Origin of the sequence: Clostridium sp. BIOML-A1, from assembly GCF_009874105.1 — a bacterium.
In the GTDB taxonomy this organism is placed as follows: Bacteria; Bacillota; Clostridia; order Lachnospirales; family Lachnospiraceae; genus Coprococcus.
On sequence record NZ_WWTL01000004.1, the window covers coordinates 273,028 to 287,921 of the forward strand.

General features: G+C 42.3%; 11 protein-coding genes. 1 reads left to right on the forward strand and 10 read right to left on the reverse strand.

What is annotated here, in order from left to right; genetic code table 11:
• Nucleotides 1-117: 117 nt before the first annotated feature.
• The 6 genes from GT641_RS05005 to GT641_RS05030 all read right to left on the reverse strand — a co-directional run bounded on the left by GT641_RS05005 (nt 118) and on the right by GT641_RS05030 (nt 9,199).
• Nucleotides 118-2,097 (reverse strand): NAD(+) synthase, encoded by a 1,980-nt coding sequence (locus GT641_RS05005; protein ID WP_165853058.1) that lies wholly within the window; start codon nt 2,095-2,097, stop codon nt 118-120.
• Between the two features lie 71 nt (nt 2,098-2,168).
• The gene (gene hydF / locus GT641_RS05010) at nt 2,169-3,371 is read right to left on the reverse strand and encodes a [FeFe] hydrogenase H-cluster maturation GTPase HydF (protein ID WP_161116958.1); all 1,203 of its coding nucleotides are present in this window, start codon (nt 3,369-3,371) and stop codon (nt 2,169-2,171) included.
• 90 nt (nt 3,372-3,461) lie between these two features.
• Nucleotides 3,462-4,883: a [FeFe] hydrogenase H-cluster radical SAM maturase HydG gene (gene hydG, locus GT641_RS05015; RefSeq protein ID WP_161116959.1), complete on the reverse strand. Its 1,422-nt coding sequence runs from the start codon at nt 4,881-4,883 to the stop codon at nt 3,462-3,464.
• A 266-nt stretch (nt 4,884-5,149) separates the two neighbouring features.
• Nucleotides 5,150-5,932 (reverse strand): ZIP family metal transporter, encoded by a 783-nt coding sequence (locus GT641_RS05020; protein ID WP_161116960.1) that lies wholly within the window; start codon nt 5,930-5,932, stop codon nt 5,150-5,152.
• A gap of 290 nt (nt 5,933-6,222) precedes the next feature.
• A complete protein-coding gene (locus GT641_RS05025; RefSeq protein WP_161116961.1) occupies nt 6,223-7,620 on the reverse strand; it encodes a sodium-dependent transporter in 1,398 nt (465 codons plus the stop codon).
• A 190-nt stretch (nt 7,621-7,810) separates the two neighbouring features.
• Nucleotides 7,811-9,199 carry an MATE family efflux transporter gene (locus tag GT641_RS05030; protein ID WP_044945646.1) on the reverse strand — a complete coding sequence of 463 codons (1,389 nt, stop codon included), beginning with the start codon at nt 9,197-9,199 and terminating at the stop codon, nt 7,811-7,813.
• Nucleotides 9,200-9,503: 304 nt separating this feature from the next.
• On the opposite strand from GT641_RS05030, the gene GT641_RS05035 reads away from it, so the two are divergent.
• Nucleotides 9,504-11,066, forward strand: coding sequence for a polysaccharide deacetylase family protein (locus GT641_RS05035; RefSeq protein ID WP_119963439.1), 1,563 nt, complete (start codon nt 9,504-9,506; stop codon nt 11,064-11,066).
• Between the two features lie 363 nt (nt 11,067-11,429).
• Here GT641_RS05035 and GT641_RS05040 read toward each other — a convergent pair whose 3' ends face one another.
• From GT641_RS05040 to GT641_RS05055, 4 genes are all read right to left on the reverse strand, one after another.
• A complete protein-coding gene (locus GT641_RS05040; RefSeq protein WP_008401932.1) occupies nt 11,430-12,302 on the reverse strand; it encodes a phosphoribosylaminoimidazolesuccinocarboxamide synthase in 873 nt (290 codons plus the stop codon).
• Between the two features lie 105 nt (nt 12,303-12,407).
• Nucleotides 12,408-13,325, reverse strand: a complete 918-nt coding sequence (locus GT641_RS05045) for a SufD family Fe-S cluster assembly protein (RefSeq protein ID WP_008401933.1) — start codon at nt 13,323-13,325, stop codon at nt 12,408-12,410.
• A gap of 18 nt (nt 13,326-13,343) precedes the next feature.
• Nucleotides 13,344-14,069, reverse strand: a complete 726-nt coding sequence (locus tag GT641_RS05050; protein WP_161116962.1) for an ATP-binding cassette domain-containing protein — start codon at nt 14,067-14,069, stop codon at nt 13,344-13,346.
• A 390-nt stretch (nt 14,070-14,459) separates the two neighbouring features.
• Entirely contained in the window at nt 14,460-14,840 is a 381-nt protein-coding gene (locus GT641_RS05055; protein ID WP_008401935.1) for a hypothetical protein, read from the reverse strand.
• Nucleotides 14,841-14,894 lie beyond the last annotated feature (54 nt).

The following is a 14,894-nucleotide window of genomic DNA, read 5'->3' on the forward strand; positions in this document are numbered from 1 at the left end:
TGTACGATCAGTTTCAGGTTGCAATTTCCATCTACTATATCATAATTCAACTCTGAAACAATCTTTAATAATCTTAATTATCGTTTGTAACGGTTCATATTTGCCTCTATTCCGGTTCTATTCAAAAGTAAGGAAATCCTCAAATTCTATCTCGGACGGCAGTCTCAGATCCCCTCTTGGGCTTACCGATACCGTACCGACCTTTACGCCATCCGGCATACAGTTACGCTTGAACTGCTGACGGAAGAATCTGGTATAGAATACCTTCTGCCATTTCTTTATCTCTTCATCTGTAAATATATATGCTTCTGTTTCCCCATCTTGCGAAGCTTCTACACTCTGTCTTACCGCTTCTTTACAAAGGTCATAGACCTCTTCCGGCTCCATGCCATAACGCAATGTGTAATACAAGAAGAAATCATGCAGGATATAGGATCCGACAGTATCCTCTGTCTTCTGTGCGATCGTTCCGTCAGCATTCGGCGGAAGCAGTTCAGGGCTTACAGGCGTATCAATGATATCCTCGATCACATCCTTGATTCCCGGGAATCCATTTCGATCCATATCATGTCCAACTTCATCTACCAGAGTCCGGACCAGAGTCTTCGGGATGCTGGTATTCACCGCATACATGCTCATGTGGTCTCCGTTATAGGTACACCAGCCAAGTGCAAGTTCTGACAGATCACCGGTTCCGATCACAAATCCGCCCTCTTTATTCGCTACATCCATCAGGATCTGTGTCCGCTCTCTCGCCTGACAGTTCTCATATGTAATATCATGTACTGCTTCATCCTGTCCGATATCTGCAAAATGCTGACGGACAGAATCTACGATACTGATCTCCCGGATGTCACATCCAAGCAGCTCCATAAGCGTAGTTGAATTGCTCTTTGTCCGTTTCGTTGTTCCAAATCCCGGCATCGTGATACCGGTTACTGTCTCCGGCGGCAGTCCGAGGTTCTTTACTGCCTGTGCCGATACCAGAAGTGCCAACGTAGAATCCAGTCCACCCGACACACCCACAACGATACAGGACGCATGCGTGGCTTCTATCCTTCTCTGCAGACCGGCAACCTGCATCGCAAAAATCGACCGACATCGTTCAAGTCTGTTCTTTGACGGAACAAATGGGGTCATAGACACCCTTGCGCATACTTCTTTTTTCTCTGCAAATACTTTTTCGCAGGTTACCGTCATGTATTCTCCAGCATCAAAATTCCGTTTGCACTCCGCAAAGGATTTGTTTGCCAGACGATCATGGCGAATCTTTGTCATATTAAAATCACGGATCAGTATACCATCTTCAAACGGCTTGATCTCGCCTAATAATTTTCCGTTTTCATACATTAGATTGTGGCCGGAAAATACCAGATCTGAGGTTGATTCATAGGCTCCAGCCGATGTATAGACATATCCACAGATACAGGAGGATGACATACTTCCTGTCAGTGTTCTTCTGTACTGTTCCTTTCCGATCACTTCATTGGATGCCGACAGATTGAGCAGGATCTCTGCTCCCTGAAGTGCCAACAGTCTTCCCGGCGCGATCGGTGTCCAGAGATCCTCGCAGATCTCCATACCAAATGTAACATGTTCCTCCTGCTGATTCGGATCCGTCATCTCGAGCAGAATGGAATTGCCAAATAAGGTTTCCGAACCGTCAGCCATCTCAACTGTCCGGTTCTCTACACGTCTTCCACTGAACCAACGCTTCTCGTAAAACTCGCCGTAATTCGGCAGATATACCTTCGGTGTAAGCGCAAGTACTGTCCCGTTCCATAAAAAAGCTCCACAGTTAAATAATTCTCCGTCTACTTCATATGGCACACCGACAACAAGTGCTGCACCCTTTTTACCGTATTCTGCAGTCATTTCCGCCAGTTGTAACAGTCCTTCTTCTGCTCTGTCGATCAGACGACGATTCACAAACAGATCACCGCAGGTATATCCGGTCAGCGACAACTCCGGTGTAACAATAACATCGACCTGTTCTGCATATGTTCTATAGACTGTTTCGATCTCCTCGCAATTCTTTGTAACATTGCCAAGGTGAACTCTTGGTGATACAGACGCAATCCTTACTAAATGCTTCATGGTTATTCTCCTGTATTTTATCATCTTATTTTTTATAACTAATCTGTTTTATTTGCTATTTTATTTCTCTTTTAGAATCGAGGTACGACAACCTTATCAAGTATCCCCGTCAGATATGCGATAGTTACTCCGTAATTGGTCATCGGTTTCTGCTGTTCCTTCGCATGGTCGATTCTGGACATAATATATTTGCGGTTAAACATACAGCCTCCGCACTGTATGATAAGATCATATCCTGTCAGATCATCCGGGAAGTCCGTTCCGCTGACTATATCGATCTTCATGGTTTCTCCATACCGTTTCCGCAGCATCTTAGGAATCTTTTTCCGTCCGATATCTTCTTTTAACGGTGCATGTGTACAGCACTCTGCAATCAGCACATGGGATTCCCCATTCAGCTTTCCTATCGCATTTGCCCCCTCTATATAATATTCGATATCTCCCTTATATGCGGCAAATAACACAGAAAAGGATGTCAGCATGGAGTTTTCCGGCTTATGCTCATAGACATAGGCAAATACCTGAGAATCCGTTATGATAAGCTTCGGTGCTTCCGTCAGATGGGATAAAGCTTCAACATACTGATCTGTTGTCACACTCATAACAAGACATTTTTTATCTAACAATTCTCTCAGTGTCTGCACCTGTGGCAGGATCAGTCTGCCCTTCGGTGCCTGAATATCCTGCGGCATAACCAGCATAACCAGATCTCTCTTTGTTACCAGCTCTCCGAGGATCGAAGAAGCACCATATTGCTCCGGCAGGTTCCGCACAAGCTCTTTTCTTACCTGATCCATACCGGCTCCTGTCGCGGCACTGACTATAACTGCATGCTGTCCCGTCTGTTGATACAGCTTTTCATTTATCTTCTCTGTATCATTCCGGATATCTGCCTTACCGATTACCCATATGACAGAAGTCTTCTTTTCTCTGAAATATTCATACCAATGAAGTTCCTCGTCCATATCGGTATCTGTAAGTAATATGATCGCTATATCTGTTTTTTCCGCTGCAAGCTTTGTCTTCTCTAAGCGTTCCTCCCCCAGTTCTGTTTCATCATTAAAACCTGCTGTATCGATCAGTGTACAAGGGCCGAGCGGATAGACCTCCATCGCTTTATATACAGGATCGGTCGTCGTTCCTGCAACATCTGCTACAATTGATATATTCTGCCCGGAAAACCGGTTGATAAAGGATGATTTTCCACTGTTTGTCTTTCCAAATACTCCGATATGAAGTCGATTTCCGGATGGTGTCTCATTTAACCCTGCCATGTGCTGCCCTCCCTGTTGTTATACGCTGTCTGCTTCAGCATTTATCTGCAATCTCTTTTATCTGTATGGAGCTCTTATTTCGATCATCTGTTAAAAACGGAAGTCTCTCTGACCTTCTGCGATATCATGTATATGATCCGCTGTGATCTGTCTGACCTTCTCATTCGGAATCCGCGCAAGCTCACGTTCGATCAGTTTCAGACCGATCTGCTTCGTCTCAGAACTTGCATAGTCTTCCAGATATTCCTTAAGCGTCATAAGGGCATTTGGATGACAGCAGTTTAAGATCTGCATATTCTTACAGAGTGCCATAAAACGGTCTCCGGTCCTTCCTGCTCTGTAACATGCTGTACAGAAACTTGGTATATAATCCATCTTCATCAGCCAATTCACAACCTGATCCAGCGTTCTTGTATCACTGACATCAAACTGTGCCGATGTGATATCTTCTGATGTCTCCGGGATATCATATCCACCTACACTTGTTCTTGAACCTCCGCTGATCTGTGAAACACCAAGCGGCAACACTTTCTCACGAACTGCCTGACTCTCTCTGGTAGATATGATCATTCCTGTATATGGTACTGCGATACGGATCAGTGCGCAGATCTTTGCAAATGTATCGTCACTGATTCCGTTATCGAATACATCCGGGTCGATATCATCTGCACGTTTGATCCTCGGAACACTGATCGTATGCGGACCTACCCCATGAACCGCTTCCAGATGCTCTGCATGCATCAGTAAACCTGCAAATTCATACCGGTACATTTCCAGTCCGAACAGTACACCAAGTCCTACATCATCGATACCGCCTTCCATGGCACGATCCATGGCTTCGGTGTGGTAATCGTAATCATGCTTCGGACCTGTCGGATGTAATTTCAGATAGCTTTCCTTATGATAAGTCTCCTGAAACAGGATATAGGTTCCGATGCCTGCATCCTTTAACTTCGTATAATTCTCAACTGTTGTCGCTGCTATATTGACATTGACACGGCGGATTGCGCCGTTCTTATGTTTGATACTGTAGATTGTATTAATACATTCCAGAATATATTCGATCGGATTATTCACAGGATCTTCACCGGCTTCGATCGCCAGACGCTTGTGTCCCATATCCTGAAGTGCGGTAACCTCTCTTACGATATCCTCCTGTGTCAGCTTCTTTCTTGCAATATGTTTATTCTTGCTGTGGTATGGACAGTAAACGCATCCATTCACACAATAATTGGACAAATACAGCGGCGCAAATAACACGATACGATTCCCGTAATAATCTTCCTTGATCTCCCTTGCCAGATCATACATCTCCCAGATCTTATCCGGCATCTCACAGGCCAGCAGCACGGACGCTTCTCTGTGCGTCAAGCCCTTTTTTAGTCTGGCTTTTGCAAGGATCTCATCAACGATCTGTACGTTATCTTTATTCGCATCGGCATATGTCAATGTCTCTCTGATCTCTTCATCTGAAATAAATTCTTCTGCTTTTAATGATTTTACATCATACACTTGTATCTGCCTCTTTTCTTCTGCTATATAATTCTTCTTCCTGTACAATCATCCGGTCTGCCTCGTGCGTTCTATAAAATCAATATATCCGTGAGCAGACCTTTGTTATGTTTCAAGCTATACTTAATAATAGTATAGTGGAACACTCAGAAAATATCAACTGCCATAAAAATGCAGTTATATAGTTATACAAATCATAAAAATGCAGCATATAGTTATCCTTTTACAATAACCATATCCTGCATTTTCACGTTCTGACTGTTCTCTTATCCAAGTGCTACATCAAGCACCATCATCAATGAAAATCCTACCGCAAACATGATCGTACCAAGATTCGTATGCTCACCCTCTGCCATCTCCGGTATCAATTCCTCAACTACAACATATAGCATAGCTCCTGCCGCAAATCCCAGAAAATACGGAAGCACCGGCACCATGATCGAAGAAAGTGCGATCGTAAGCAGCGCTGCGATCGGCTCTACGATACCGGAAAAGAATCCATAGCCAAATGCTTTCGGTTTACTGCAATCTTCCGAACAAAGCGGCATTGACACGATCGCTCCCTCCGGAAGATTCTGGATCGCAATACCGATGGATAATGCAAGTGCCGCCGTCAACGTAATGTTCGTGTTGCCACTGATCCATCCGGCATAGACAACACCGACTGCCATTCCTTCCGGAATATTATGTATGATGATCGCAAATACCATCATAGTCGTACGTTTGAAATTGCTCTTGACCCCCTCTGCCTCCTTACTGTCAATATGTAAATGTGGCATCAGAGTATCGATCAGTAATAAAAATATAATTCCCAGCCAGAAACCGATAGTTGCCGGAAGAAATGCAAACTTCCCCATTGCTTCCGACTGCTCCATCGCCGGGATCAGCAGGCTCCAGATAGATGCAGCCACCATAACACCCGCCGCAAATCCGGACAATGCTTTCTGCAATAACAGATTCATCTGTTTCTTCATAAAAAATACACAGGCTGCTCCTGCCGTCGTTCCAAGAAGCGGCAGTCCCAGACCAACAATTAAACTTAATATCATATATATTCACGCTCCATAAATTATTTCCATTTATTATATGAATCATCTCTCCTCTGTTTCCTTATTATAGCGGAATACTGTTATTTATGCCATGACCTGTTTTTTTCTTATCTGTATTTTTCTATCATTTGAGGTCTGTCTGCCACAGATTCTTCAATATATTTCATATTGCAAAACCGACCGTCGATGCAAGATTTAATATCCGGCTTCCGACGATCGGTCTATATTAGATAATATTCATTTGAAAACTTAATATTGCTGACAAATTATTTATATTTTATTTTACAGCTTTAAATAAATGTCAATAAACCTATCGACTTTAAGAACAGGATAAACAACAGGATCGGTGTTATGAATTTCACCATAACCACATACATACCTTTTCTGCTGAATTTTTCTCCGTTCTTCTGCACTTCTTCGATAACCGTCTGCGGTTTGGAGATCCATCCGATCAGGATACAGGTTCCGATTGCTACGATCGGCATCATAATGTTATTACTGATGTAATCCATGATATCAAGGATCTGTGCGATCGATCCGTTTGGAAGCTTTACTTCAAAGTACAGCTTGTTATATCCAAGACATACGATCGTTCCAACAATGATCGCAACGATCAACTCAATAATACCGGCCTTTGTTCTGCTTGTATGGAATTCATCCATGATACTTGCCACGATTGCTTCCATGACAGACACTGCACTGGTAAATGCCGCAAATAATACCATTGCGAAGAACAGACAACCGATCACATTTCCCACCTTACCCATCTGGGCAAATACTTTCGGAAGTGATACGAACATCAAACTTGGACCCTGTGCCATTCCCTCTGTTCCTGAGAATACATATACAGCAGGAATGATCATAACACCCGCAAGGAATGCTACAACCGTATCAAAAATCTCAATCTGTCCAACTGATTTATTAAGAGCTGCATCATCTTTTACATAAGAACCATAAGCAATCATAATACCCATGGCAACAGACAGACTGAAGAATAACTGTCCCATTGCATCCAATAATACCGTAAAGAAGCTTTTCACAGTAAGTCCGTCCAGATTCGGAATCAGATATAATTTCAAACCTTCTACACCGGTTCTGACAATCCCATCATCTCCGGTCTTTTTGATCGTTATGGAGAAGATTGCGATTCCTATAACCAGAATGATCAGTAACGGCATGATGATCTTGGAAAAAGATTCAATTCCTTTATTAACACCACGAAATACGATAAATGCCGTAACAGCAAGAAATATCAACATCAAAATGACGGGTTCGATATCTGATGTAATAAAGCCTGTAAAATAACCGTCCTGCGCTGCCTCTGTACCCTTACCGGTTAAAAATGCGAGGAAATATTTGACAACCCAGCCACCGATCGTTATGTAATATGGGAAAATAATAACCGGAACCAGACTGGCAATGATTCCCAGAAATCCCCATTTCTTATTCAGCTTCTTATAAGCGGTAAGCGGACTCTGCTTGGTCTTCCGACCGATTGATACTTCTGTCACCAAAAGTGTATATCCAAATGTCAGTGCAAGGATCAAGTATATAACCAGGAACAGTCCACCGCCATCCTTTGCTGCAAGATATGGGAAACGCCAGATATTTCCAAGTCCTACTGCGCTTCCCGCGGCCGCCAGAACAAATCCAAGCGAGCCGGAAAAAGTATTACGTTTCTTTTCCATGTTTTGTTTACCCCTGTCTGTATATCACAGACTCTTTCTAATTTATTTGTTATCCTCTTAGATTCTATGGAAGCCTCTCCAAATTCTCTCATAGAACAAACACTTTTCTAATATAGCATACCAAGCAGTCATCTGTCATCTGAAAAATTCTACTTTTTCTACGAACTTACTCATATTATGCCGCATACGGTCAGATTACCTTCTTGCCGATCCATCTGCCGCTCAGGTACCGCCGGATGAACAGCACGCCACGTACGAACTGATCCATGATCATAGCAACCCAGACACCGAATACACCCATACCCATATATTTGCCGAGCACATAACTGAACACGATACGACAGATCCACATCGTACAAATGGAAACGATCATACTATACTTAACATCACCGGCTGCACGGAATGTACATGGAAGCGTAAATGCTACCGGCCAGATCGTAGATGCCGCGATACCATGAAGCATCAGGATCTTCTCGGCAGCAGACTGCGCTTCGTAAGATAGTCCATACGCTTTCATGACCAGAGGAAGAACCGCAAATGTAAACAATACCGTAACTATGATACATATATATGCCATGGTCAGAACTTTGATCGTATAATATTTTGCCTGCTCGTAATCTCCTGCTCCCACGCATCTTGATACTACTGTGACCATGGCAAGGGATGCCGCCATACCCGCCATCAACTGGAATCCGGCAATTACATTACCGACTGCATTTGCAGCGATCGCATATGTGCCAAATGTTGAGACAAGGCTGAGCACAAGGATCTTACCAAGCTGGAACATACTGTTTTCCAGTCCGTTTGGAATACCTACCAACAGAATGCTTTTTAACATATGCCAGTTCGCCCGATAATGCAGACTTTTCTTTATATAAATACGTGTACTGTCCTGCTTCGCCTGTGCACTTTTCTTCGGAATCAGCAATATGATCATAATAACCGCTGCCGCAAGTCTGGAAACCAGGGTAGGAATCGCAACGCCTTCCGTTCCGCATTTGCATGCATAGATCAAAATGGCATTTCCCGCTACATTGATCCCGTTCATGATCAGAGATACCCGCATGGATATATTAGAATTACCGATGGAACGGAAAATAGCCGCACCGGCATTATAAAGTGCCAGAAACGGAATCGATGCGTTTACGATCATCATATAAGTATCTGCATGACCATATACATCTGCTTCGATCTGACCAAACACATGATTTAGGATCAGTCCCTTGCCTGCATACATTAGCGTCATGACTCCGAGCGACAGGATCAACGAAAACCATATGAGCTGTGTAGCTGCCTCTCCCGCCTTTTCTTTATTCTTCTGTCCCAGATACTGTCCGACCGTAACCGCACCCCCGGTCGCAAGTGCTGCAAAGAGGTTGATGATCAACTGAAAACAACTGTCTACCAGCGATACACCCGAAACAGCCGATTCCCCTACCGAAGATACCATGATCGAATCCGCAAGTCCGACTAACATCGCAAGCATCTGTTCAATGATCAATGGCACATATAATCTGACCAGATCTTTATTTGAAAATAAATATGTACTTGTATCCCGTTTTTTCTTATGTTTAAACACAATATTCCTGCTTTCTTTTTTATCCAATAATGCATTATACTCATCTCACATTTTACATGCAAGTTATATCTTTTCTGTATTTGCGCCTTTATCAGCATTATCTTTATCTGCTTATGTTTTCTAAAATAGGCTTTTTATTGATATTCTGTTACCATTCTGTTAGAAGAACATTACAAAAACATGTTATGCACTTTTTACCGATATTTAAGGACTTTTTCTATGGAAACGCTAAATTATTTGTGTTAGTATGTTGCTTGCGCATCAGATACGGCCTATCGTATCTGAATAAAAAGGAGGAATACGAATGAAATGCAATTTACAAAAATGGCACAGATTCAGATTTCTGATTCTGTCGCTATTACTTATCTCGGCTACACTTCTCTTCTGTCATCCATCGGTCAGCAAAGCAGCTCCTGTCACTCCGGATTCTGCAGAAGAAATTCCTGTTGTAAAAAACGGATTTGTGAAGGAAGCAGACGGTACACACTATTATGTAAATGGAAAATCCTTAAAGGGGAGACAATACATAGGGGAATATACATACTGCTTTAATCCTGCAACCGGAGTCATGGTGACAAACGGTTGGTACACGACAAAGGCAGGTAATAAATATTATCTGAAAAAGAACGGAACCGCAGTTACCGGAAAAAAGACAATAAACAAAAAGACTTATATCTTTTCAGATAAAGGCTGCATGCTGAAAGGCTTCTGTAAGAATTACAAAACAGGCAAACGATATTATACCGGAACAACCAGCGGTGTTATCAAGACCGGTTGGAAGATCACTCCGAAAAATTCCCGTATGTATTTCGGAAAAAGCGGTGCTGCTTATACCGGAAAACACAAGATAAAAAAGCACTGGTATTATTTCAAAAAAAACGGTCATGTATACACCGGAAAGTTCAAAATCAATAATAAACTATACTATGCAACAGAAAAAGGTGCGATCAAAACCGGAGCATTCAAAGTCGGTAACAAACGATACTATGCTACTGATAAAGGCGTAATACGAACCGGCAAATTCAAAATCGGTCATAACACATACTATGCAACTAATTCAGGTGTCCTTAAAACCGGACTGTTTAAGATTGGAAATTCTACCTACTATGCAAATGCAGTAGGCGTGATCCAAACCGGAAAATTCAAGACAGGTAACAAATGGTACTATGCCGATGCATCCGGAGTGATTGAAACCGGAAAATTCAGAATCGGTAACTGTCTGTACTACACAGATAAAAATGGTGCTATCTACCGTACCGTAGATGGAAATAAGAAAATGGTAGCTCTGACATTTGACGATGGACCATCTCCTTATACTCCTATCGTACTGAATACTCTGGAAAAATATGATGCCGTTGCAACCTTCTTCGTGGTCGGCAACCGTGTTCCTGCTTATCCATCCTATGTAAAACGGGCATATAACCTGGGCTGCGAGATCGGTACTCATACTTATGACCATGCATGGCTCAACCAATTATCGGCAGCCGGCATCAAAGATGAGATCAAAAAAGGATCAGACGCCATTGTCCGTGCGATCGGTGTAGCACCTACACTGATGCGTCCACCCGGTGGCTGTATTAACGAAACTGTACGAAAGAATGTTGGGCTTCCGATGATCCTGTGGTCGGTCGATACCAGAGACTGGGAAACAAGAAGTACTCCTACAACGATCACAAGAGTAGTAGATGGGGCTTATGACGGTGCTGTCATCTTAGTTCATGATCTGCATGAATCAACAGCTATTGCATCAAAGACATTTATTCCGAGACTGATCAAAAATGGTTATCAGCTTGTAACCATCAGCGAAATGGCTGAGCTTCGCGGTATAACAATGAAAGCCGGAGAGACATATAATTCATTCAGATAATACACATGAGCCTTGTCCTGAAACAAGCTCCCAGACATATTTCCGCTTTACAGAATGAGATTTCTTATAATGAGAATCTCCCTGACAACGCAAAAAAATAAGATGGAATCTTACCACCCCATTGTAATAAGATTCCATCTTTTTATTATAATCACCATAAAACCCCTGGTAATTTTTTATCTGTCGTATTTCTTATGAGCTGACTATAGCATGCCAATTTTTAAGCGTCAACCCATAATTGTCGGATTTTACAGACATTTTGTCAAATATTCAGAAAATTAATTCAGGCGGTATAAATACAATACTTCGTACCTACACCGCCTAATAAAATTAAGTGCTATTCTATTACTTTCCTATTGCTTATTACTTTAAAGGCTTGCCTGTGAGAAGCTCATATGCCTGAAGATATTTGTCAATTGTCTTCTGAACGATCTCATCAGGAAGCTCCCAGTTGTTATCCGGATTTGCCTTTAACCAGTCACGCGCAAACTGCTTATCAAAGGATGGCTGACCATGTCCCGGTTCATATCCTTCAGCAGGCCAGAAACGGGAGCTGTCCGGTGTGAGCATCTCATCACCGAGAACAATATTGCCATTCTCATCCAGACCAAACTCGAACTTGGTATCTGCTATGATGATACCTCTTGATAATGCATATTCTGCACACTTCTTATATAAAGCGATTGTATAGTCACGAAGCTTTGCGCCATATTCTTCGCCCTTGCCAGGAAATCTCTTTTCCAGATATTCAACACTCTGCTCGTATGAGATATTCTCATCATGATCTCCGATCTCTGCCTTTGTGGAAGGTGTGTAGATCGGTTCCGGAAGCTTATCGGATTCTTTTAATCCTTCCGGAAGCTTGATACCACATACTGTACCGTTTTCTTTGTAGCTTGCCCAGCCACTTCCTGTGATATAACCACGAACGATACACTCAACAGGGAGCATTTCCAACTTCTTGCACATCATACTGTTTCCGTCAAATTTCTCCTGCCGGAAAAATTCAGGCATATCCTTTACGTCAACCGAGATCATATGGTTTGGAAGAATATCTTCTGTCATATCGAACCAGAATTTGGACATCTGTGTCAGGACTGTACCCTTCTTTGTAACGATATTCTTTAAAATGACATCAAAACAACTGATACGGTCTGTTGCTACCATGATAAGGCTGTCACCATTATCATAAATCTCACGTACTTTACCCTCTTTAATCGGTTTCATTTCCTGCATTTTTGATACCTCGCTATGATTTTATGATTTGTATTTTTTACTCTTACAAACTATCACTATCTACCTTTAATGTCAAATAGGTTATATGATTTATTGTAAACGTTTTTATTTTAAAAATCCATTGATAATCTGCTCTTCCGCTTCTGCCTCTGTCAGCCCAAGTGTCATCAGCTTGATCAGCTGCTCGCCTGCGATCTTGCCGATCGCTGCCTCATGGATCAGGTTTGCATCAATGTTATTTGCCGTCAGCTTCGGACTTGCCGATACGCTTGCGCTATCCATAATGATCGCATCACATTCACTGTGACCCTTACATTCATTATTGCCATTGATCGTAGAATAGAATTCCTGTCTGGACTGATCTCTTGCAACCGATCTGGATACTACATTTGCACTGCAGCCTTTTCCGTTTAAATCTACATCAAAATCAGTCTTTGCATACTGCTTCCCATGTGTCATTATCTTCTCGCGGATCTCTAAGGATGCGTTGTCCTTCAGATCACCGCTGGTCTTTCTGACGGTCGAATCAATTCCCTTGATCTGGGTTGTCTCCATCTCCATCGATGCGCCTTCCTCTAAATGCACGATGGTTTCAGGATTCATGATATTCTCGCCATTTCCATCTCCCTCACCATAGTGACGTTCGATGTATTTTACCTTTGCATTTTTTCCGATATAAAATGTATGGATACCGTCATGCTTGGAGGTATCCACACCACAATTATGAATACCACATCCGGCTACGATCGTAACATCGCAGTCCTCTCCGATATAGAAATCATTGTATACCATATCCTGCAGACCGCTCTTACTCAAAAGAACAGGGATGTGCACACTCTCATTTTTTGTTCCCGGTTTAATGATGATATCGATTCCCGGTTTATCCTCTTTTGTTACAATATCTATATTTGCAGTTGTATTTCTACTGTCAAGCTGTCCGTTGACACGAATGTTAAATGCGCCCTCCGGTACATCATGAAGTCCTGCTACCTGCTGCAATAAACTCTTCTGAATTAAATCCATGTTCTGTTACCTCACAACTTATTTCTGTTTTTCTTCCAGCACCTTGCAGGTGGCTGATTCGCCGGTCAGTCTTGGCATGATCGCATCTCTGCTTCCGATTGCATCAACATGACCATTTGCGATCACAACAATCTTATCTGCTATATTAAGGATTCGCTCCTGGTGGGAAATGATCAGGATCGTTCCGTTGATCTCCTCCCGCATCTTCTCAAATACCTTGATCAGACTGTTGAAGCTCCACAGATCGATGCCTGCCTCCGGCTCATCAAATAATGACAGCTTCGTACCTCTTGCAATGATCATTGCGATCTCGATACGTTTTAACTCACCACCGGAAAGACTTGCATTTACTTCACGGTTCACATAATCTCTTGCACATAAACCGACTTCGGAAAGGATCTCACAGATCTGTGAAACATTCATCGTTTTGCCGGATGCTATAGATACCAGATCTTTTACGGTAAGCCCTTTAAAATGAACCGGCTGCTGAAATGCATAGCTGATTCCTTTCTTTGCACGTTCTGTTATATTCAGCTCTGAAATATCTTCGCCATCTAAAAGAATCTGTCCTGTCGTCGGTCTGATGATTCCTGCTATGATCTTTGCAAGTGTTGATTTACCGCCACCGTTAGGTCCGGTAATTGCTACGAAATGTTCGTCTACTGTAAGGTTAATGTCTTTTAATATTGCTTTCTCTTTTCCATCCTCATTTACAATATATGAGATGTTTTTTAACTCTAACATAGTTCCTCCATCGCTGTTTGTATTTTTTTAAACACACTGTTTTATAGTATATCCTAAAATCCCCTATATTCCAATATTCTTTTAGTATTTTTTCCAGTTTCCGGCGGAAGTATGCGTAGTTTTTCTTCCTATAATTAAAAATAAGTCCATCCGGTTGTGTGGGGGGTATGACTGTATTCACCCTATATGACATTTATGAGGATTTCGTTGTGAGCTGCACATTGTCAGTAAATACGAGTGCCTGTCTGAGCCGAAGGCGAGTTGGCACAGGAGTATTTACGGATCAGACATGTGCAGAGAACAGAAACCGCAGTAAGTCATATAGGGTGAATACAGTCATACCCCCCACACAACCGGATGGACTTATTTTTTATAGGTGTTTTATATAAATTAAGAATTTCTCTTCTTTGTTAATACGCCTGCGATTATGAATATAACACCGAATGCTACGGAGATAACGCCCCAGATTACCAAATCGGCATAGGAACCTGCACATATAAGGCCGATCAGACCGCCGACTATGTAGAAGCCTGCACTTGTGAATGCACCGCCTGCTCCGGTTGACTTTCTGGTTACAATTCCAACAATTCCTGCGACAAGGAAACAAACTGCAAGTAATACACCTGCAGAGCCTCCGGATTCCCCGTTTTCTTCCAGTGCATTTGATAATCCTGCCGCACAGGACTGAAATGTTACTAAGACTGATAACACGATTGTTATGATCCCTGCTACAAGTCTGAATGTTGATAAAGGTTGCTTTGTCTTTTCCATAATAAATTCTCTCCTCTTTCTGCTGTTATAAGTGTTCTTGCTATTATATTAAAA